The 20,763-nt window shown below is 68.0% G+C and carries 14 protein-coding genes and 1 pseudogene; 14 read left to right on the top strand and 1 reads right to left on the bottom strand.

The annotated features are described in order from the left end of the window. Positions 1 to 185: 185 nt before the first annotated feature. Positions 186 to 2,943, top strand: a pseudogene (glnE, locus tag EAG14_RS00260) (bifunctional [glutamate--ammonia ligase]-adenylyl-L-tyrosine phosphorylase/[glutamate--ammonia-ligase] adenylyltransferase). Positions 2,944 to 3,049: 106 nt separating this feature from the next. Here the strand turns inward: glnE and EAG14_RS23615 are convergent. After that, positions 3,050 to 4,912, bottom strand: a complete 1,863-nt coding sequence (locus EAG14_RS23615; RefSeq protein WP_121727706.1) for a methyl-accepting chemotaxis protein — start codon at positions 4,910 to 4,912, stop codon at positions 3,050 to 3,052. Between the two features lie 195 nt (positions 4,913 to 5,107). Between EAG14_RS23615 and EAG14_RS00250 the strand changes: the two genes are divergently transcribed. From EAG14_RS00250 to EAG14_RS00190, 13 genes are all read left to right on the top strand, one after another. Continuing rightward, entirely contained in the window at positions 5,108 to 5,827 is a 720-nt protein-coding gene (locus EAG14_RS00250; RefSeq protein ID WP_121727705.1) for a CerR family C-terminal domain-containing protein, read from the top strand. A gap of 50 nt (positions 5,828 to 5,877) precedes the next feature. Then, positions 5,878 to 7,281, top strand: a complete 1,404-nt coding sequence (locus tag EAG14_RS00245) for an efflux transporter outer membrane subunit (RefSeq protein WP_121727704.1) — start codon at positions 5,878 to 5,880, stop codon at positions 7,279 to 7,281. A 51-nt stretch (positions 7,282 to 7,332) separates the two neighbouring features. Beyond that, positions 7,333 to 8,502: an efflux RND transporter periplasmic adaptor subunit gene (locus tag EAG14_RS00240; protein WP_121727703.1), complete on the top strand. Its 1,170-nt coding sequence runs from the start codon at positions 7,333 to 7,335 to the stop codon at positions 8,500 to 8,502. Positions 8,503 to 8,513: 11 nt separating this feature from the next. Beyond that, positions 8,514 to 11,612: an efflux RND transporter permease subunit gene (locus EAG14_RS00235; RefSeq protein ID WP_121727702.1), complete on the top strand. Its 3,099-nt coding sequence runs from the start codon at positions 8,514 to 8,516 to the stop codon at positions 11,610 to 11,612. A 77-nt stretch (positions 11,613 to 11,689) separates the two neighbouring features. Continuing rightward, positions 11,690 to 12,901, top strand: coding sequence for an HD-GYP domain-containing protein (locus tag EAG14_RS00230; RefSeq protein WP_121727701.1), 1,212 nt, complete (start codon positions 11,690 to 11,692; stop codon positions 12,899 to 12,901). Positions 12,902 to 13,208: 307 nt separating this feature from the next. Then, entirely contained in the window at positions 13,209 to 13,826 is a 618-nt protein-coding gene (locus EAG14_RS00225; protein ID WP_121727700.1) for a glutathione peroxidase, read from the top strand. A 245-nt stretch (positions 13,827 to 14,071) separates the two neighbouring features. Then, positions 14,072 to 15,391, top strand: a complete 1,320-nt coding sequence (locus EAG14_RS00220) for an NAD(P)/FAD-dependent oxidoreductase (RefSeq protein WP_121727699.1) — start codon at positions 14,072 to 14,074, stop codon at positions 15,389 to 15,391. Beyond that, positions 15,388 to 16,191, top strand: coding sequence for a DUF1365 domain-containing protein (locus tag EAG14_RS00215; RefSeq protein WP_121727698.1), 804 nt, complete (start codon positions 15,388 to 15,390; stop codon positions 16,189 to 16,191). The genes EAG14_RS00220 and EAG14_RS00215 overlap by 4 nt, the downstream gene beginning before the upstream one ends. Positions 16,192 to 16,233: 42 nt before the next feature. Next, on the top strand, positions 16,234 to 17,466 hold the full coding sequence (locus EAG14_RS00210; RefSeq protein WP_121727697.1) for a cyclopropane-fatty-acyl-phospholipid synthase family protein: 1,233 nt from the start codon (positions 16,234 to 16,236) through the stop codon (positions 17,464 to 17,466). Between the two features lie 28 nt (positions 17,467 to 17,494). Continuing rightward, positions 17,495 to 18,046, top strand: coding sequence for a chalcone isomerase family protein (locus EAG14_RS00205; protein WP_121727696.1), 552 nt, complete (start codon positions 17,495 to 17,497; stop codon positions 18,044 to 18,046). Beyond that, complete coding sequence (locus tag EAG14_RS00200; protein ID WP_121727695.1) at positions 18,043 to 19,320, top strand: MFS transporter; 1,278 nt, start codon at positions 18,043 to 18,045, stop codon at positions 19,318 to 19,320. Before EAG14_RS00205 ends, EAG14_RS00200 begins: the two co-directional genes overlap by 4 nt. A gap of 76 nt (positions 19,321 to 19,396) precedes the next feature. Then, complete coding sequence (locus EAG14_RS00195) at positions 19,397 to 19,942, top strand: DUF3833 domain-containing protein (RefSeq protein ID WP_121727694.1); 546 nt, start codon at positions 19,397 to 19,399, stop codon at positions 19,940 to 19,942. Then, the gene (locus EAG14_RS00190; protein ID WP_121727693.1) at positions 19,939 to 20,745 is read left to right on the top strand and encodes an SDR family oxidoreductase; all 807 of its coding nucleotides are present in this window, start codon (positions 19,939 to 19,941) and stop codon (positions 20,743 to 20,745) included. Before EAG14_RS00195 ends, EAG14_RS00190 begins: the two co-directional genes overlap by 4 nt. Positions 20,746 to 20,763: the final 18 nt, after the last annotated feature.

The following is a 20,763-nucleotide window of genomic DNA, read 5'->3' as shown; positions in this document are numbered from 1 at the left end:
GCCCTGCCACGGGCAGGCCACCGCGGCGCCCCACAAGGCAGGGCATTGCGGCCAGCGCGCAGTGCAGCAAGCCCCAACCCCCTTGGCCGCAAAGGGGTAAATGCCCCGGCGCCCCGGATGGCCCGGCGCTTTGTATCCAATAGAAATAGATTCCATCGCCATCCCTCTCGATTGCTGTGCCCGCCATGCAGAACCTTCCCTCCGAATCCTCCCCCTGCAACACCATCGCACCCAGCGAAGGGCTGGCCGAGCATTCGCGCTTCTTCCAGAGGTTGCACCGCCGCTACGAGCAAGACCTGCCCCTGCTGCCCCCCGGCGCGCCCACCCGGGCGCTGATGGAGCAAACCCTGGCCGCCCTGCGCGCACGCGGCACCGACATGGCCAGCGCCCTGCGCATGGTGCGCCAGCTGGTGATGGAGCGGCTGATTCGCCTGGACTGCGAGCAGCGCGCCACACTGGCCGAAGTGACCCGTGCCGTGACCGAGCTGGCCGAGCTGGCCCTGGACCACGCCTGCCGCCACGCCCGGGAAGAGCTGGACAGCCGCCACGGCGCACCCCAAGGCCCCCAAGGCCAAGCCGTGCAGCTGTGGATCATTGGCATGGGCAAGCTGGGCGCGCGCGAGCTGAACGTGTCGAGCGACATTGACCTGATCTACGTGTATGAGCACGACGGCGACACCGCCGGCATGCCTGACGGCCGGGGCCGCATCTCCAACCACGAGTACTTTGCCCGCGCCGTCAAGGCCATCTACAGCCTGGTGGGCGACACCACCGAGCACGGCTTTGTCTTCCGCGTGGACCTGGCCTTGCGGCCCAACGGCAACTCGGGCCCGGCCGCCATCTCGCTGGCCGCACTGGAAGAGTATTTGCAGGTGCAGGGCCGCGAGTGGGAACGCTTTGCCTGGCTCAAGAGCCGGGTGGTCGCCCCCACCGGCTGCATTGGCAGCACCGAAGTGCAGGCGCTGCGCAATGTGGTGCTGCCCTTTGTGTTCCGCCGCTACCTGGACTACAGCGTGTTCGACGCCCTGCGCTCGCTGCACCGCCAGATCCGCGACCACGCGGCCAAGCGCAGCGCGGGCCACCCCGAGCGCGCCAACGACGTCAAGCTCTCGCGCGGTGGCATCCGCGAGATCGAATTCACCGTGCAGCTGCTGCAGGTGGTGCGCGGCGGGCAGTTCCCCGAGCTGCGCCGCCGCCCCACGCTGGACGCGCTGCAGCGCCTGGCCCAGTCCGGGCTGATGCCCCAGGAAACGGCCGACGCCATGGCCCGCGCCTATGTGTTCCTGCGCAAGGTGGAGCATCGCATCCAGTACCTGGACGACCAGCAAACCCACGTGCTGCCCACGCGCGACGACGACCTGGCCTGGATTGCCAGCACCATGGGCTACCGCGACTGCTGCGCCTTCCTGCACGAGCTGGACGCCCACCGCGAACTGGTGGCGCAAGAGTTCGACACCCTGCTGGGTGGCAACGAGAAAAAACAATGCAGTGGCGGCAGCTGCGGCGGCCCCAAGGCATCGGCCCCCCGCCTCCCGAGCTGGAAAGCCTGCTGGAGCAACTGCCCGAGGGCTTTCGCGAGCGCGTGGCCGAATGGCGCAACAACGCCCGCGTGGCCAACCTGCGCGACGAGGCGCGTGCCCGGCTGTTCCGCATCGTGCAGCGCACGGCCCAGTGGCTGAACGAGGGCCGCTGCACCCTGGAAGCCGCCTCGCGCCTGACCAACTGGCTCGAACCCCTGATGCGCCGCGAAAGCTACCTGGCGCTGCTGCTCGAGCGCCCGCCCGTGCACGAGCAACTGCTGGCCCTGCTGGGCGCCGCCAAGTGGCCTGCCCGCTACCTGCTGCAGCACCCCGGCGTGATCGACGAACTGGTGGGCGATGTGCTGATGGCCGAGCGCTTTGTGGTGGCCGACTTTGAGCGCGAGCTGGCGCAGCGGCTCAAGTCGCTGCAATCCACCGGCGAAGACGACGACGAAACCCTGCTGAACCTGCTGCGCCGCGCCCAGCACGCCGAAACCTTCCGCACCCTGGCGCGCGACGTGGGCGGGCGCATCACCGTCGAGCAAGTGGCCGACGACCTGAGCGCCCTAGCCGACAGCATGCTGCGCATCACCACCCAGTGGTGCTGGAGCCGCCTGAAAAACCGCCACCGCGACGAGCCCCAGTTCGGCATCATCGGCTACGGCAAACTGGGCGGCAAAGAGCTGGGCTACGGCAGCGACCTGGACATCGTCTTCGTGTTCGACGACGACGACGAACGCGCCCCCGAGGTGTACGCCGCGTTCGTGCGCAAGCTCATCAACTGGCTCACCGTGAAGACGGGCGAGGGCGACCTGTACGAAATCGACACCGCGCTGCGGCCCAACGGCAACTCGGGCCTGCTGGTGACCAGCTTTGAAGCCTATGCCAAGTACCAGCAGCAGCGCGGCAGCAACACCGCCTGGACCTGGGAACACCAGGCCATGACGCGCGCCCGCTTTGTGCTGGGCAGCGCCGCACTGCAAGCGCGTTTTGACGCCGTGCGCGAGGCCGTCATCACCTCGGAGCGCGACGCCAGCGCACTCCAAGGCGAGATCGTCACCATGCGCGAACGCGTGCGCTCAGCCCACCCGGTGCCGAATGGCATGTTCGAGGTCAAACACAGCCCCGGCGGCATGGTCGATGCAGAGTTTGCCGTGCAGTACCTGGTGCTGTCGCAGTCCTGCGCGCACCCCGAGCTGCGCGCCAACCTGGGCAACATCGCCCTGCTCGAGCGCGCCGAGCAAGTGGGCCTGCTGCCCGCAGGGGTAGGCCACGCCGCCGCCAACGCCTACCGCGAACTGCGCCGCGTGCAACACCGGGCACGGCTGGACGAAGCCCCTACGCAGGTGGCCCCCCCGCGCTGCAGGCCGAGCGCGATGCGGTGCTGGCGCTGTGGCAGGCGGTGTTTGGGGCTGCGCACTGAAGCACCGCGCTGGGTGGAGAGGGCCGTGCGAGCCCCGCTCTGCCAGCGGCGCAGGGCTTGCAATCAAATCGATGCCTAGCGCTTGATGGATAAGCGCTAGCAGCTATCAAATCAGGAGTAATTCACCACACTCCATCTCCCGTTGCGCTCCTTCACAGCGGTCAGAAGGATTCCCAATCCCCATCGTCGCCCCCGCCTTGGCGGCGGAGGTGGGGGCGGCAGGCTTGCCGGGCGTGCGGCCCAGCGCAGGTACCGCAGGCTTTGGGGGGGCGGGCACAGCGGCTTTGGCCGCAGCCTTGGGGCTGGCGGCAGGCCGGGGGCTGGCGGCAGGCCGGGGGCTGAGGGCGGGCCGGGGCGCTGCCGCCACGCTGGGGCGGTGCACCGGCCGGGGGGCCGCTGCGGGCTGGCCTGCCATATCCACCTTGAACTGCGCCACAGCGGCATTCAGGCGCTGGGCCTGGTCTTCCAGCGAGGTGGCGGCGGCCGAAGCCTGTTCGACCAGCGCGGCGTTTTGCTGCGTGGCCTGGTCCATTTGCGACACGGCCAGGTTGACCTGGTCGATGCCCGAGGACTGCTCGATCGACGCCGCCGAAATTTCGCCCATGATGTCCGTCACGCGGCGCACAGAGGCCACGATGTCTTGCATGGTGGCCCCGGCACGCTCGACCTGGGCAGAGCCCGCGCCCACCTTGCCGACCGAGTCGGAGATCAATTCCTTGATCTCTTTGGCCGCAGCCGCAGAGCGCTGCGCCAGTGCACGCACCTCGCTGGCCACCACGGCAAAGCCCCGGCCTTGCTCGCCTGCGCGGGCCGCTTCCACCGCCGCGTTCAGCGCCAGGATGTTGGTCTGGAAGGCGATGGAGTCGATCACATTCACGATGTCCGACATCTTGGTGGAGCTGTCCGCGATGGCCTTCATGGTGGCTACCACTTCGTCCACCACCGCACCGCCGCGCTGGGCCACGTCCATGCTGCCGCTGGCCAGCTGGTTGGCCTGGCGGGCGTTGTCGGCGTTTTGCTTCACGGTGGACGACAGCTCTTCCATGCTGGCAGCCGTTTCCTCCAGCGAGGCGGCCTGCTGCTCGGTGCGGCCGCTCAGGTCCGAGTTGCCCAGGGCGATTTCGCGCGCGCCGGTGTTGATTTCTTCCACGCCCTGGCGCACCTGGGTGACCATGCTGGCCAGCCCCGCCTGCATGGTGCTGACCGAGCGCAGCAGCCGGCCAATTTCGTTGGTGGACTGGGTGTCGATGCGGGTTGTCAAATCGCCCTGGGCCACACGGTCCATCAACTCGCCCACTTGCTGCAGCGGCGCCACCACGCGGCGGTTGATGAACAGCCAGCAACCCAACACCAGCGCCGCAGCCAGCACCAGCAAGGCCACGGCCAGGGCGCGCGACCAGGCCAGCAGGCGCTCGGATTCGTCATGCTGCTCGGCGCTGCGGTCCTTGGCGGCTTTGAAGAGCTGCTGCATCAGCTCTTCCATCTCGGCCAGCAGCTTGTTGCGCTCGGTCACGATGTCTTTGCCGCTGTACTCGGCCTCATTGCCGCCCACCAGCCCGGCCCCGCCCCGGTTGACGAGCACGGTGTAGGCGCGAAACTTGGTGAGCATGGAGTCGGCCAGCGCGCGCTGCTCTTGCAGGCCTGGGGGCAGCGTTTGCACCACCGAGGTCAGGATTTTGTCGGCATCGGCCATGGCCTTTTCGGCGCGATCGGTCTGGCCTTTGACGCTGGCGGGGGCATCGCCACGCAGCAGGTTGCGGTGCGCCACGGCCAGCGCCACCCGGTTGTCCCACATGCGGATTTCCGCCTGCTTGAGGGTAAGCATGGCGTCCGAGAAGCGCTCCTGGTTGTCTGCCGCCTGGGCACCCGCCTGGGTGCCGCGCCAGCCCACCGCAACGGCCAGCAGCAGGGCCAGGGTGAAAACGCCCATCACGGCCAACAGGCCGGTCTTGACCCCGAGATTGCGCATCTTGTCTCCTCATGGCCCCTGGCCGCTGTGTAACTCATTGGAAGCGAAGCAGTCTGCCAGAAAGAACCCTGTTGCGTGGCAGGTTGTCCGACATCTGCAACACCACGCCGCACCACAGGGCTGAAACACCAGTGCAACGTTCCGCAACAAAAAGTTAATTAATCGATTGATTAAAACATGGTGTAATCCCGCACCATGGTTGCCACCCCTCCCTCGACCCCTGACGCAGCAGATTCCCGCGCACGCCTGCTGGATGCTGCACTGCGCCTGTTTGCAGAGCAAGGCTTTGCCAAGACCTCCATCCGCCAGATTGCCGAAGCGGCGTCGGTCAACACGGCACTGATCAGCTACTACTTTGGCGACAAGAAGGGGCTGTACACCGCGGCCTACAACGAGTCCTTTGGCGGACCGCTGCAGGCCAGCGCCGGGCCCGATGGCCAATCGCTGGACTTGTTTTTGGAGCAGTTCATCACCGGCTTCATGCAGCCCCTGCACCAGGGCAGCCGCATTGAGCTGAGCATGCGGCTGCACTTTCGCGAAATGCTCGACCCCACCGGGCTGTGGCAGCAAGAACTGGAGTGCGAGATCAAGCCCATGCACGCCGCGATGGTGCAGGTGCTGTGCACCGCCGTGGGCGCGGCCGAGCCTGACGAGGACGTGCACCGGCTGGCGCTGTCCATTGGGGCGCTGCCCATGCAGTACTACGCCCACCGTGACCTGATCCAGCAGGTTTGCCCCAGCCTGGCCGACAGCCCCGAAGGCCTGACCGCCACCACCCACCGACTCATCGACATGGCCCACCACCTGGTGGCAGGCGAGGCCCAGCGGCGGCGCAACGCCGCGGTGGCTGCGACTTCCTCCAACCGCCGTGCTTCCACCCGCCGTGCCCCTACCCCTGAAGGAGACTCCCTGTGACGCATTCCGCAACCCGCCGCACAGCCCATCGGCTGTGGCTGGCGCTGCCCATGGTCGTGACACTGGCCGCGCCCCTGACAGCCTGCACCACCACGCGCCCGCCACAGGCCGTGGCACCCGCCACGCCCACCACCTGGCAGGCCCCGCTGCCGCACGACGGGCAGTTGCAGCACCTCACGGACTGGTGGGCCCGCACCCACGACCCGGTGCTGGTGGCGCTGATCACATCGGCCCAGCGCATCAGCCCCAGCCTCGCGCAGGCGCGCAGCCGGGTCGAGCAAGCCCGCGCCACACAGACCACCGCCCGCGCCGCCCTGCTGCCCACGCTGGATGCGCAGGCCAGCGCCAGCCGGGGCGTGACGGCCCCGGTGACCACACCCGCCACCAGCGCCCAGGCCGGGTTGCAAGCGGGGTGGGAGATCGACCTGTTCGGCGCCAACCAGGCCACACGCGATGCCGCCACCGAACGCTTGGCCGGTGCCCAGGCCCTGTGGCACGAGGCCCGCGTGAGCGTGGCCGCCGAGGTGGCGCTGCAAGTGAGCAGCCTGCGCACCTGCCTGCAGCAGCTGGATGTGGCCGAGCGCGATGCCCAATCGCGCGCCGCCACCGCGCGCCTGACGCAAGACAGCCAGCGCGCAGGCTTTACCGCGCCCGCCACCGCCGCCCTGGCCAGCGCCAGCGCGGCCGAGGCCACGGCCCGCGCCGCCCAGCAGCGCATGCAGTGCGATGTGGACTTCAAAGCCCTGGTGGCGCTGACCGGCGAGCCCGAGCCCGCGCTGCGCAACCAGATCACCACCGCCCCCGTGCCGGGCTTTGACGAAGCCCGCTTCACCATCGCCGCACTGCCGGTGCAGGTGCTGTCGCAGCGGCCCGATGTGTACAACGCCGAGCGCGAAGTGGCCGCAGCCAGTGCCGAGGTGGGTAGCGCCCAGGCCCAGCGCTGGCCGCGCCTGTCGCTCACCGGCACCGTGGGCACCGCCTGGAGTCGCGCGGGGGGCACCACCACCGATCTCAGCACCTGGTCCTTCGGCCCGCTGGCGCTGAGCCTGCCGCTGCTCGACGGTGGCCGCCGCGCGGCCCAGGTGGACGCCGCCCGCGCCCGCTACGACGAAGCCGTGGCGGTGTACCAGGGCCGCGTGCGCCAGGCCGTGAGCGAGGTAGAGCAAGCCCTGGTGCGCCTGCAAAGCACGGCCGAGCGTGCCGACAGCGCCCGCGCCGCCGTGCAGGGCTACCGCACCTCGTTCGACGCCACCGAGGCCCGCTGGCGTGGTGGCCTGGCCAGCCTCGTGGAGCTGGAAGACGCCCGCCGCACGCTCCTGGCCGCCCAGACCACGCTGGTGGCCTTGCAGCACGAGCGCCAATCGGCCTGGGTGGCGCTGTACCGCGCAGCCGGTGGTGGCTTTGACGCCGCCCACCCCACAGCCCAGGCAACCCCCACCGCTACGGCGCTCTGAGCACCAAAGCCCCAGCGCTTCACCCCTTTTTTGAAGAAACGGACGATCTCCATGCCCGCATTCAAACTCTCTCCCGTCGCCCTGGCCCTGACGGCCCTGTGCGTGCTGACCGGCGGCGCGGCCCTGCTGCACACCGGCGCCTCGCGCGCGGCCGACAAGCCTGCTGCGGCACAGCCCCGCCCCGCCCTCACGGTGACCACCGCCCAGCCCCAGCGCACCAGCGTGACCCAGCGCCTGTCGGCCAACGGCAACGTGGCTGCCTGGCAAGAAGCCAGCGTGGGCGCTGAAAGCAACGGCCTGCGCCTGACGGCTGTGAACGTGAACGTGGGCGACGTGGTCAAGGCCGGCCAGGTGCTGGCCACCTTTGCCGCCGACACGGTGCAGGCCGATGTGGCCCAGGCCCGCGCCAGCGTGCTCGAAGCCGAGGCCAACGCCGCCGAAGCCGCCGCCAACGCCGAGCGTGCGCGGGGCCTGCAAACCTCGGGCGCCTTGAGCCAGCAACAGATCCAGCAATACACCACCGCCGAGCAGACCGCCAAGGCCCGCGTGGAGGCGGCCCGCGCACAGCTCAACGCACAGCAGCTGCGGCTGAAATTCACCCAGGTGCTGGCGCCCGACAGCGGCGTGATCTCGGCCCGCACCGCCACCGTGGGTGCGGTGCTGGCGTCAGGCACCGAGCTGTTCCGTATGGTGCGCAAGGGCCGGCTGGAGTGGCGCGCCGAGGTCACGCAGGCCGAGCTGGCGCGCATCCGCACGGGCGCCAAGGTGCAGGTCACGGCTGCCAGCGGCGCGGCGGTGGAGGGCACGGTGCGCATGGTGGCCCCCACCGTGGACACGCAAACACGCAACGCACTGGTCTACGTGGACTTGCCCGCCAACCCCGACATCCGCGCCGGGATGTTTGCGCACGGCGACTTTGCGCTGGGCGAGGGCAGCGCCCTCACCGTGCCACAAGAGGCCGTGGTGGTGCGCGATGGCTTCTTCTACGTGTTTGTGGTGGACGGCCAGCAGCGTGCGCAGCAGCGCAAGGTGCAGCCCGGCCGCCGTGTGGCCGACCGGGTGGAAATCACCACCGGGCTGGACGCGGGCGCCGCCGTGGCCGTGCGGGGCGCAGGCTTTTTGAACGATGGCGATGTGGTGCGCGTGGCCAACGACACCGCAGATTCCAAGCCAAAACAGGCTCTAGCGCCCAATACACAAGCGCAAGCAGCTACCAAATAAGGAGCATTTGCATGAATGTCTCTACCTGGTCGATCAAGAACCCGATACCGGCGCTGATGCTGTTTGTGCTGCTGACCTTCGGCGGCCTGATCGCATTCAACGCCATGAAGGTGCAGAACTTTCCGGACATGGACCTGCCCACCATCTCGGTGACGGTGAGCCTGCCCGGCGCCTCGCCCACGCAGCTGGAAAACGATGTGGCCCGCAAGGTCGAAAACAGCATCGCCACGCTGCAGGGCCTCAAGCACATCTACACCAAGGTGCAGGACGGTGGCGCCACCATCACGGCCGAGTTCCGCCTGGAAAAGCCCACGCAAGAGGCGCTGGACGACGTGCGCTCGGCCGTGGCGCGCGTGCGCGCCGACCTGCCCGGCGATGTGCGCGACCCCATCGTCACCAAGATGGACCTGGCCGCACAGGCGGTGCTGGCGTTCACGGTGGCCTCGCCGCGCATGGACGACGAGGCGCTGTCGTGGTTTGTGGACAACGACATTGCCAAGAAGCTGCTCACGGTGCGCGGCGTGGGCGCCGTCAGCCGCGTGGGCGGGGTGGACCGCCAGGTGCATGTGGCGCTGGACCCGCTCAAGCTGCAGGCGCTGGGCGCCACGGCGGCCGATGTGTCGCGCCAGCTGCGCCTGGTGCAAACCGAAAGCGCCGGTGGCCGCACCGACCTGGGCGGCAGCGAGCAACCCGTGCGCACGCTGGCCACGGTGCAGACGGCGCAAGAGCTGGCGGGCCTGACCCTGGCTTTGTCTGACGGCCGCCATGTGCGGCTGGACCAGGTGGCCAGCGTGACCGACACCATTGCCGAGCCCCGCGCCATGGCGCTGCTCAACGGCAAGCCGGTGGTGGGGTTTGAAGTCTCGCGCAGCAAGGGCGCCAGCGAAGTGGAAGTGGGCGCGGCCGTGCAGGTGGCACTGGCCGAGCTGCGGGCCACGCACCCCGATCTGGAGATCACCGAGGCCTTCAACTTTGTGGACCCGGTGCAGGAGGAATACGATGGATCGATGCACCTGCTGTACGAAGGCGCGCTGCTGGCCGTGGTGGTGGTGTGGCTGTTCCTGCGCGACTGGCGCGCCACCTTTGTCTCGGCCGTGGCGCTGCCGCTGTCGGTCATCCCGGCGTTCATCGGCATGCAGTGGCTGGGCTTTTCGATCAACGTGATCTCGCTGCTGGCGCTGTCGCTGGTGGTGGGCATTTTGGTGGACGACGCCATCGTGGAGGTCGAGAACATCGTGCGCCACCTGCGCATGGGCAAGACGCCCTACCAGGCGGCGATGGAGGCGGCCGACGAGATCGGCCTGGCCGTGGTGGCCACCACCTTCACGCTGATTGCGGTGTTTTTGCCTACCGCGTTCATGAGCGGCATTGCGGGCAAGTTCTTCAAGCAGTTTGGCTGGACGGCATCGCTCGCCGTGTTTGCCAGCCTGGTGGTGGCGCGGGTGCTCACGCCCATGATGGCGGCGTACATCCTCAAGCCCATCGTGGGCGAGCACCGCGACCCGCGCTGGATGGGCGTGTACCTGCGCTGGGCGGCCTGGTGCATCAAGCACCGCTGGATCACCTTTGTCGCCACGATTGCGTTTTTTGCCGGGTCGCTCGCGCTCATCCCGCTGCTGCCCACGGGCTTCATCCCACCCGACGACAACTCGCAAACCCAGGTGTACCTGGAACTGCCCCCTGGCGCCACGCTGGCCCAGACCCGCGCTGTGGCCGAAGACGCCCGAGAGCGCGTGGCCGGGGTAGCGCATGTGAAGAGCGTCTACACCACCATCGGCGGCGGCACGGCGGGCTCGGACCCATTTGCGGGCGGCGGCAATGCCGAAACCCGCAAGGCCACGCTGACCATCACGCTGGATGCGCGCGGCGATCGCCCGCGCAAGCAGGGCATTGAGGCGGACATCCGCACGGCGCTGGAGAGCCTGCCCGGGGTGCGCACCAAGGTGGGCCTGGGCGGCTCGGGCGAGAAGTACGTGCTGGTGCTCACGGGCGACGACCCGCAGGCGCTGCAAACCGCCGCGCTGGCGGTGGAGAAAGACCTGCGCACCATTCCCGGCCTGGGCAGCATCTCGTCCACCGCCAGCCTGGTGCGCTCGGAAATCGCCGTGCGCCCCGACTTTGCCCGCGCCGCCGACCTGGGCGTGACCAGCAGCGCCATTGCCGAGACCCTGCGCATTGCCACCGTGGGCGACTACGATACGGCCCTGCCCAAGCTCAACCTGGCCTCGCGCCAGGTGCCCATCGTCGTCAAGCTGCAAGACGATGCGCGCAAGGACCTGTCGGTGCTGGAGCGCCTGCCCGTGCCCGGCGCCAAGGGCCCGGTGCTGCTGGGGCAGGTGGCCACGCTGGAGTTCAGCGGCGGCCCCGCCGTGGTGGACCGCTACGACCGCGCCCGCAACGTCAACTTCGAGATCGAGCTGTCGGGTCAGCCGCTGGGCGATGTGACGCAGGCCGTGGCCGCGCTGCCGTCCATCACCAACCTGCCACCCGGCGTGCGCCAGATCACCATTGGCGACGCCGAGATGATGGGCGAGCTGTTTGCCAGCTTTGGCCTGGCCATGCTCACGGGCGTGCTGTGCATCTACATCGTGCTGGTGCTGCTGTTCAAGGACTTCCTGCACCCGGCCACCATCCTGGTGGCGCTGCCGCTGTCGTTGGGCGGGGCGTTTGTGGGCCTGCTGATTGCGCAAAAGAGCTTCTCGATGCCCTCGCTCATCGGGCTGATCATGCTCATGGGCATTGCCACCAAGAACTCCATCTTGCTGGTGGAATACGCCATCTTGGCGCGGCGCGAGCACGGCATGACGCGCTTTGAAGCGCTGATCGACGCCTGCCACAAGCGCGCACGCCCCATCATCATGACCACGCTGGCCATGGGCGCGGGCATGATGCCCATTGCCCTGGGGCTGGGCGCGGCGGACGGCAGCTTCCGCTCGCCCATGGCGGTGGCGGTGATTGGCGGGCTCATCACCTCGACCTTCCTGAGCCTGCTGGTCATTCCGGCGGTGTTCACGGGGGTGGATGACCTGGGGCTGAAGATCGGGCGGCTGTGGCGGCGGCTGATCGGAGGAGGGCGCAGCGACGCTCCCACAGCCCAGTCCACGCAGTGAAACCGCGAACTACCGGACAAGCCCGGGGGTTTGCCAGCTTTTGGCGGGGTCCGTTGTCTGGATAATGGCCCCAGCCTATGAACCTCGTCGCCATCAATTTCGAATCGGTCCCGCTCGGTGAACCGCTGCCGTTCGCACTGCGTGCGGCCAATGGCGCGCTGCTGGCCCAAAAGGGCTTTGTGGTGCGCAACGCCAGCGAGTTGTCTGAAATCACGGGGCGGGGCATCCAGCTGTGCGTGGACGTGGACGAATCTGGCGAAAGCTACCGCGCCTACGTAGGCCGGCTGCAGCAGATGCTGATGTCGGAGACCTCCCTGGGCGAGTTGGCCGCCGTGAAGATGAGCGGCCCCGCCGCCGCACCGCCTCCCGCCCGCAACCGAGAAGAGCGCGGCCCGCTGGACTGGTCGGAGCTGCAGCTGCGCATGACGCAGGTGCTGCGCGCGCCCAAGGCGTTTGATTTCCGCGAGCGGTTTTTGCAGCTGCACGAGGACCTGTCGCGTCGCTGCGAGCAGGCCCCCGACGCCACGCTGCTGGCGCTGATCTTCTTGTCGGCCCAGGAAACCCGCATGTACAGCAGCACCCACGCCATGCTGGTCAGCTGCATCTGCATGGTGGTGGGCCGCGAAATGCTGCGTTGGCCCCCGGCCAAGGTGCGCCAGCTGGGCGCTGCGGGCCTGAGCATGAACATCGCCATGACCGAGCTGCAGGACCAGCTGGCCCAGCAAACCCAGCCGCTCACCGCACGCCAGATTGCCGCCGTGGAAGACCACGCCAACCGCTCGGCCGACCTGCTGGCCGAGCTGGGCGTGCGCGATGCCGTGTGGCTGGAGGCCGTGCGCCACCACCACCACCGCAAGCCCGGCCCGTTCAACGAAAAGACCGAGGGCCAGCAAATGGCCCGCCTCATCCAGCGCGCCGACGTGTTCGGCGCACGCATTGCCCCCCGCGCAGCCCGCTCGCCCATGCCCGTCACGGCCGCCATGCAGGCCAGCTACTACGACGAGGAAAACAAGGTGGACGAAGCCGGGGGCGCCCTGGTCAAAGGCCTGGGCGTGTACCCGCCCGGCGCCTTTGTGCGCCTGGCCAGCCAGGAGGTGGGCGTGGTGCTGCGCCGCGGCGTGAGCGCCACCACCCCGCGCGTGGCCGTGGTCACCAACCGCCTGGGCATGCCCACGGGCGAACTCATCCCCCGCGACACCTCGCTGGCCCAGTGGAAGATCACCGGCGCTGTGGCCCACAAGGATGTGCGGGTGAAGCTCTCGCTGGAACGGCTGCTGCCGCTGGTGTAAACCCCCACACCGCAGCGCCCCACGGCGCTCACTGCGCGCCACCGCAGGCGCCAGCGGATCGCCCCACGGGCGATCCCGCACAGGGCATTTTGCTCTTTTTTTCATAGCTTCTAGCGCTTATTCCTATTGCGCTAGCGCGTCTTTTTGTGCCCACCGCACAGCGCCGGGGCCTCGCTCACACCCTCTTACAGATTTCCTGAATCCAATGGCGTGCGCGCCACGTATACCAATCAGTTCAAATTAAAACTGATGTGGACAAAATATGATTAAGTGGTTAAATTGCCAGCAAACCACCTGGGAGCGCCCGATGCCTGCAGCCTTTGCCCGCCGTTTCATCCTGGCCCCGCTGGCCATCGCCTGCGCCACAGGCTGGACCCTTGCCATCCCCCGGCCCGCGCATGCGGCCGATGCCCCTGCCAGCAGCCCGGGCAGCGCCTGCCCCGCCACGCTGCAACACACCTATTTGCGCCTGCAAGACGAGAAGCCCCAGTCCCTGTGCCAGTACGCGGGCAAGGTGGTGCTGGTGGTGAACACGGCCAGCTACTGCGGATTTACGGGGCAATACAAGGGTCTGGAGGCGCTGTACAGCCGCTACAAGGACCAGGGGCTGGTGGTGCTGGGCTTTCCGTCCAACGACTTCGCGCAGGAAAAGGCCAGCAACCAAGAGATCGCCGACTTTTGCGAAAACACCTTCGGCGTGAAGTTTCCGATGTTCGCCAAGAGCAGCGTGAAGGGGGCGGACGCATCGCCGCTGTACCGCCAGCTGGCGCAACTGTCGGGCACGGCACCGAAGTGGAACTTCCACAAATACCTGCTCGGGCGCGACGGCAAGCTGGTGGACAACTACTCCAGCATGACCGCACCCGACAGCAAAGGCCTGATCAGTGCCATTGAGCAACAGTTGGCGGCCCCAGCCCCCCGCTGAATGGCAATTTTTCTTTACTTTTCTTTAAAAAAAATGCGCGATATGCTCTGGAACTTCTGGAACGAGTCCCCACTCTATCCATGGCAAGAGCGCGGTGAGCGCTCGAACGGTTTAACGTTGCGAAGCCTTTCGGGTCCCTTGGTTCCGACTGACCTCCTGGAGCGCTTCTCCTCCCTCCCTCTCTTATTCGTTTCGGGACGCTTCGCAACTTTTTTATTCGCTGAGTCGACCAGAGGGGGTCGACCATGAAAGTCGCCATCATCGGCTCCGGCATTGCCGGCCTTTCGGTGGCGCACCAGTTGCGCCACCAAGCGCAAGTCACCCTGTTTGAAGCTGGCAGCTACTTTGGCGGCCACACCCACACCGTGGACGTGACCCTGCCCAATGCGGCGGGCCAGCCCGTCACGCACGGCGTGGACACGGGCTTTCTCGTCTTCAACGAACGCACCTATCCGAATCTGATCGCGCTGCTGGCCGAGCTGGGCGTGGCCACGGCCAAGTCAGACATGTCATTCTCGGTGCAGGTGCCCGGCGCGCGCGGGGGCCAGGTGCTGGAGTGGAGCGGCACCAACCTCTCGACCGTGTTTGCCCAACGCGGCAACCTGCTCAACCCGCGCTTTTGGGGCATGCTGGCCGACCTGCTGCGCTTTAACAAGCTGTGCACCCGCATCGCCGAGGCCAACGCCGAGCAGGCGCTCATGCAGCCGCTGGGCGACTTCCTCAAAGAACACCGCTTTGGCGATGCCTTCCGCGACTGGTACTTTTTGCCCATGCTGGGCTGCATCTGGAGCTGCCCGACAGACCAAATGCTGCAATTCCCGGTGGCGACGATGATCCGCTTTTGCCACAACCACGGCCTCATCCAGGTAGCCAACCGCCCGCAGTGGTGGACGGTGAGCGGCGGTGCACGCAACTATGTGGACAAGATTCTGGCCGGTGTGCCCGACCAGCGCCTGAACACCCCCGTGCGCCGCATCGAGCGCGACACTGCGGGCGTGCGCGTGGTCACCGACCAGGGTACCGAGCACTTCGACCATGTGGTGCTGGCCACGCACTCTGACCAATCCCTGGCCCTGCTGGCCGCGCCCACGCCGCAAGAGCGCGCCGTGCTCGGCGCCATCCGCTACCAGCCCAACCGCGCCGTGCTGCACACCGACACCACGGTGCTGCCGCAGCGCCGCGCCGCCTGGGCGGCTTGGAACTACGAGCGTGCGCAGCAGACGGGCCGTGATAGCAACCGTGAAAGCACCAGCGTGTGCCTGCACTACCTCATCAACCAGCTGCAGCCCGTGCCCTTTGCGCAGCCAGTGGTGGTGTCGCTCAACCCGGTGCGCAGCATCAACCCGCGCCAGATCGTGGGCAAGTACGAATACGCCCACCCTGTGTTTGACCTGGGCGCCATTGCCGCGCAGCAGCAAGTGCCCGCGCTGCAAGGCCAGCACAACACCTGGTTCTGCGGCGCTTGGACGGGCTACGGCTTCCATGAAGACGGCCTCAAGTCTGGCCTGGCCGTGGCGCGCCAACTGGCGCCGCAGCTGCAAGCACCGCAAAGGCTGGCCGCATGACCACCGAGCCCCGCGCCACCACCAAGGCCGAGCCCCTGCTGGGCTTTGGCCAGGTGCGCCACACCCGGCTGCGGCCGCGCAGGCATGCGTTTGCCTACGGCACGTTCTTCCTGATGCTGCCCATGCGCACACTGGCGCAAGGTGAGCGGGATAACGCGCTGGCAGTGAACCGGCGCGGCGCCATCAGCTTCCACGACATGGACCACGGCGACGGCCGCAGTGCCGAGCAAGGCGGCGCCCTGGCGTGGCTGGACGGCCTGCTGCAGGCCGAAGGCATTGACGACGCCAGCGGCGAGGTGTGGCTGCACACCTACCCGCGCGTGCTGGGCTACACCTTCAAGCCCGTGAGCTTTTGGTACTGCCACCGCGCCGACGGCAGCCTGCGCGCCATCGTGGTGGAGGTAAACAACACCTTTGGCGAGCGCCACTGCTATTTGCTCGACGCCCCGCAGTACGGCGTGGAGCAGCTGGCGCGCAAGGTGTTCCATGTGTCGCCGTTTTGCGAGGTGGCGGGCGGCTACCGCTTTCGCTTCATGCGCACCGCACCCGGCGCGCAGGACGCAGGCCGCACCGTGGTGCGCATTGACTACGACGACGCCAGCGGCCCCCTCATCCAGACCAGCGTGAGCGGCACCCTGCAACCCGCCACGGCCCACACCCTGCGCCAGGCGCTGTGGGGCTACCCGGCCATGACGCTGGCCATCATCGCCCGCATCCACTGGCATGCGCTGCAGCTGTGGCTCAAGCGCGTGCGCTTTCACCGCAAGCCTGAGGCACCTGCCTCGATCGTGACCCGTTGACCTGCTGACCGGCCCACTGCACCGACCTGCGAGACCACCACCATGAACTCCACCACCGCACCCCGTTCTGCCCTGGCCTTGCCCGCTGGCACGCCCGCTGCCGCGCGCACCGCCCTGCAATTGCTGCAGCGCCTGCAGCACGGCCACCTCACGGTGCAACTGCCCGACGGCACGCAGCGGCACTTTGGCCAAGGCGGCGGCCCCTCGGCGGCCATTGCCTTCAAGAACTGGAACGTGTGCAGCGCGGCTCTGAAGTCCGGCGACATCGGCTTTGCCGAAAGCTACATCGCGGGCGACTGGACCACGCCCCACCTCACCGACCTGCTCAAGCTCCTTATCGCCAACCGCCAGCAGGTTGAAGGCGTGATCTACGGCACCTGGGCCGGGCGGCTGCTGTACCGCATCAAGCACCTGCTCAACCGCAACACCAAGGTCAACAGCCAGAAGAACATCCACGCCCACTACGACCTGGGCAACGCGTTTTATGAGCTGTGGCTGGACGACACGATGAACTACTCGTCCGCCTGGTTTGAAGGCGATGCAGGCGGTGACATGCGCACCGCCCAGCACGCCAAGGTGCGCCGCGCGCTTCGCATGGCGGGCGTGCAGGCGGGCGACCGGGTGCTGGAGATTGGCTGCGGCTGGGGCGCGCTGGCTGAGATGGCCACCACCGAATTTGGCGCCACGCTGACGGGCGTGACGCTGTCCACCGAGCAACTCGCCTTTGCCCAAAAGCGCATGGCGCAGCACGGCGTAGCGGGCCAGGCCGACCTGCGGCTGCAGGACTACCGCGACATCCACGACGGCCCGTACGACGCCATCTGCTCCATCGAAATGGTGGAAGCCGTAGGGCGCGAATACTGGCCCACGTACTTCGCCTCCATCAAGCGCCTGCTCAAGCCCGGCGGCAAGGCCTGCATCCAGAGCATCGTGATCGACGACGGGCTGTTCAAGCGCTACATCAGCTCCACCGATTTCATCCAGCAGTACATCTTCCCCGGCGGCTGCCTGCCCTGCCCGCGCGAGTTCCGCCGCGAGGCCGAGGCTGCAGGCCTGCGCGTGGTGGACGAGTTTGCCTTTGGCCAAGACTACGCCGAAACCCTCAAGCGCTGGCGCGAGCGCTTTATGGCGCAGCGCACCGACATCCTGAAGCTGGGCTTTGACGAGCGCTTCATGCACATCTGGGAGTTCTATCTGGCCTACTGCGAAGCCGCATTCGCCATGCAGAACATCGACCTCGTGCAGTACACGCTGGTGAACGACAGCGTGGCCTGACGTGCCCATTGCCGCAGGGTCAATCACTATGAAAAAGATAGCTGCCTGCGCTTTATTGGCGAGCGCTACAGCCATTTTTTACATCAACCCTGCTAGCGCGCAGGGCAGTGACGCCACGCCCCTGCCCGGCACCGTGCTGGCGGGCCAGGGCACCATGCGCTTTTTTGGCCTGGAGGTGTACCAGGCTCGGCTGTGGGTGAGCCCCGGCTTTGCACCCGAGCGCTATGCCGACCAGCCGCTGGCGCTGGCGCTGACCTACCAGCGCAACTTCACCGCGCAGGCGATTGCCAAGCGCTCCATCGAAGAGATGCGGCGCGTGGCCCCGTTCGGCCCCGAGCAGGCCGATCGCTGGCAAACCGCGCTCCAGGCCGCCCTGCCCGACGTGAAGCCGGGTGACACCCTCACCGGCATCTACCAGCCGGGCAGCGGCGCCACCTTCCGCCTGGGGCCGCGTGTGGTGGGCGAGGTGGCCGACCCTGAATTTGCCCGCCTGTTCTTCGGCATCTGGCTCTCGCCCAACACGTCTGAGCCCGCGCTGCGACAGGCGCTGCTGGCCGCACGCACGCAGGCCCGCCCATGACGCACCCGCTGCGCCCCAGCCAAGGCCTGGCCTATGGCCTGCTCGGCTTACCCCTGGCCTTTGTCGCGCTGCCGCTGTATGTGCTGCTGCCCAACCACTACGCCCGCAGCTTTGGCATGCCGCTGGCCACGCTGGGCGCCCTGCTGCTGGCCGCGCGCTTGTTGGACGCCGCCACCGACCCGCTGCTGGGCCGCTGGAGCGACCGACTGTTCGGCCACTCTGCCCATGCCGTGCTGGCCGTGGGTGCGGGCTCTGCCGTGCTGCTGGCGCTGGGGCTGGCGGCGCTGTTCTTTCCGCAGGTCAAGGGCGCACACGCACTGCAGGGCTGGGCGCTGGTGTGCCTGCTCATCACCTACCTGGCCTACAGCCAACTCAGCATTGCCCACCAGTCGTGGGGGGCGCGGCTGGGGGGCGATGAGCTGCAACGCGGCCGCATCGTGGCCTGGCGCGAAGGCGCAGCCCTGGTGGGCGTGGTGCTGGCATCGCTGCTGCCCGCGCTGGCAGGCCTGCCCGCCATGCTGGGCGTGTTTGCCGCAGCCTTGGCCCTGGGCTGGTGGGCCTGGGCGCTGGCCCCGCGCCCGGCCAGCGTGCAGGCGGTGCCCGGTGTGTACCACCCACCCCCATCCACCAGCCTGTGGCGCCCCTGGGGGCGGCCCGCCTTCAGGCGGCTGCTGGCGGTGTTCATGCTCAACGGCATTGCCAGCGCCATACCGGCCACGCTGGTGCTGTTCTTCGTACAAGACCGGCTGCAAGCCCCGGCGGCGCAAGAGCCGCTGTTTTTGGGTGCGTACTTTGTGTGCGCCGCGCTGTCGATACCGCTGTGGCTGCGGGCTGTGGAGCGCTTTGGCCTGGCGCGCACCTGGCTGGCGGGCATGCTGCTGGCCGTGGCCGTGTTTGCCTGGACGGCCGCCCTGGGCGCCGGTGATGCGCTGGCGTTTGTGGCGGTGTGCGCTCTCTCGGGCGTGGCGCTGGGCACCGACCTGGCCCTGCCCAGCGCACTGCTGGCGGGCGTGATTGCCCAGGAGGGCGACAGCGGCCAGCACGAGGGCGCCTACTTTGGCTGGTGGAACTTTGCCACCAAGCTCAACCTGGCCCTGGCCGCTGGGCTGGCCCTGCCCCTGCTGGGCGCGCTGGGCTACACCCCCGGCACCCGCAGCGAATCAGGCCTGCAGATGCTGGGCCTGGCGTATGCCGTGCTGCCCTGCGTGCTGAAGCTGGCCGCAGCGGCTGCGCTGTACCAGCTGGTGGTGCGCCGCACCGCGCCTGCCCATTAATCCGCGCCTGCCCCTTGATTCCACTGGCCGCTGTCTGAACCCGAGCCCCCACACCGCAACCCGAGGCACCCTCACCATGATTCCACGCCGCACCCTTTTGGCCGCTGCCGCCGCCACGCCGCTGGCGGCCCTCACGGGCTGTGCCAGCCAGAATCTGGCGGGGTATGCCAGCGAAAAGCCCGTGCTCGACCTGGCGCAGTATTTCAACGGCACCATCGACGCCTACGGCATCTTCCAGGGCCGCAGCGGACAAATCGCCAAGCGCTTCACGGTAGTGATGGAGTGCCGCTGGACGGGCAACGAAGGCGTGCTGGACGAGGCCTTCACCTATTCGGACGGCACCACGCAGCGGCGCATCTGGCGGCTGATCAAGCATGCCGACGGCCGCTACACCGGCACCGCCGACGATGTGGTGGGCACAGCCAACGGGCAGACGCAGGGCAACGCCTTTCGCTGGAACTACACCCTGGCCCTGCCGGTGGATGGCACCGTCTACCACGTGGACCTGGACGACTGGATGTACCTGATCGACGACCGCGTGATGCTCAACCGCGCCACCATGAGCAAGCTGGGCGTGCGGCTGGGCGAGATCACGCTGTCGTTCACCAAGCGCACGCCATGAGCGCCCTGTTGCACTGGCCCGCGAGCCTGAATCCCCCCATCCCCCACTGGCAGGGGCGGCGTGTGTGGCTGGTGGGCGCCTCCAGCGGCATTGGGCGCGCTACGGCGGCGCTGCTGCATGCGCGCGGGGCGCAAGTCATCGTGTCGGCCCGCAACGCGCAGGCCCTGCAAGACTTTGTGGCCGCACACCCCGGCAGCCAAGCCGTGCCGCTGGACACGGCCGATGCAGCGCAGGTGCAAGCGGCGGCCCGGCAGGTGCTGGCCACCGGGGCGCTGGACCTGGTGTGCTACTGCGCGGGCCACTACCGCGACATGCGCGCCACCGAGTTCGACCTGACCGAGGCCCTGCGCCATGAGGAAGTGAACTACACCGGCGCCCTGCGCGTGCTGGCCGGAGTTCTGCCTGCCATGCTGGCATCGGCCCAGGCCGGGCGGCCGGGGCACTTGAGCGTGATCAGCAGCGTGGCGGGCTTTCGCGGTCTGCCCAAGAGCCTGGCCTACGGGCCCACCAAGGCCGCACTCATCAACCTGGCCGAAGCGCTGTACCTGGACCTGCACGCCCTGGGCATGGGCGTGAGCGTGATCAACCCCGGCTTTGTGGCCACGCCGCTCACGGCGGGCAACGACTTCACCATGCCCGCCCTCATCACGCCCGAGGCGGCGGCGGCGGCCATCGTGCGTGGCTGGGAGCGGGGCGAGTTCGACATCCACTTCCCCAAGCGCTTCACCCGCGTGATGAAGCTGCTGCGCCTGCTGCCGTACCGGTGGTACTTTCCGGCGGTGCGCCGTTTTACCGGTTTGTGATTGACTGGTTTGTGAAAG

The sequence above is a fragment of the Acidovorax sp. 1608163 genome (assembly GCF_003669015.1).
Classification (GTDB): Bacteria; Pseudomonadota; Gammaproteobacteria; order Burkholderiales; family Burkholderiaceae_C; genus Acidovorax.
Note: the sequence above shows the minus strand (reverse complement) of the source record. Positions and strands in the feature narration are given on the sequence as shown.

Bases quoted from the DNA above. Each gene is read 5' to 3' on its own strand.
- EAG14_RS23615 (WP_121727706.1), bottom strand. From the start codon at position 4,912: ATGCGCAATCTCGGGGTCAAGACCGGCCTGTTGGCCGTGATGGGCGTT.
- EAG14_RS00190 (WP_121727693.1), top strand. From the start codon at position 19,939: ATGAGCGCCCTGTTGCACTGGCCCGCGAGCCTGAATCCCCCCATCCCC.
- EAG14_RS00235 (WP_121727702.1), top strand. From the start codon at position 8,514: ATGAATGTCTCTACCTGGTCGATCAAGAACCCGATACCGGCGCTGATG.
- EAG14_RS00240 (WP_121727703.1), top strand. From the start codon at position 7,333: ATGCCCGCATTCAAACTCTCTCCCGTCGCCCTGGCCCTGACGGCCCTG.
- EAG14_RS00225 (WP_121727700.1), top strand. From the start codon at position 13,209: ATGCCTGCAGCCTTTGCCCGCCGTTTCATCCTGGCCCCGCTGGCCATC.
- EAG14_RS00245 (WP_121727704.1), top strand. From the start codon at position 5,878: ATGGTCGTGACACTGGCCGCGCCCCTGACAGCCTGCACCACCACGCGC.
- EAG14_RS00200 (WP_121727695.1), top strand. From the start codon at position 18,043: ATGACGCACCCGCTGCGCCCCAGCCAAGGCCTGGCCTATGGCCTGCTC.
- EAG14_RS00210 (WP_121727697.1), top strand. From the start codon at position 16,234: ATGAACTCCACCACCGCACCCCGTTCTGCCCTGGCCTTGCCCGCTGGC.
- EAG14_RS00195 (WP_121727694.1), top strand. From the start codon at position 19,397: ATGATTCCACGCCGCACCCTTTTGGCCGCTGCCGCCGCCACGCCGCTG.
- EAG14_RS00230 (WP_121727701.1), top strand. From the start codon at position 11,690: ATGAACCTCGTCGCCATCAATTTCGAATCGGTCCCGCTCGGTGAACCG.
- EAG14_RS00220 (WP_121727699.1), top strand. From the start codon at position 14,072: ATGAAAGTCGCCATCATCGGCTCCGGCATTGCCGGCCTTTCGGTGGCG.
- EAG14_RS00215 (WP_121727698.1), top strand. From the start codon at position 15,388: ATGACCACCGAGCCCCGCGCCACCACCAAGGCCGAGCCCCTGCTGGGC.
- EAG14_RS00250 (WP_121727705.1), top strand. From the start codon at position 5,108: ATGGTTGCCACCCCTCCCTCGACCCCTGACGCAGCAGATTCCCGCGCA.
- EAG14_RS00205 (WP_121727696.1), top strand. From the start codon at position 17,495: ATGAAAAAGATAGCTGCCTGCGCTTTATTGGCGAGCGCTACAGCCATT.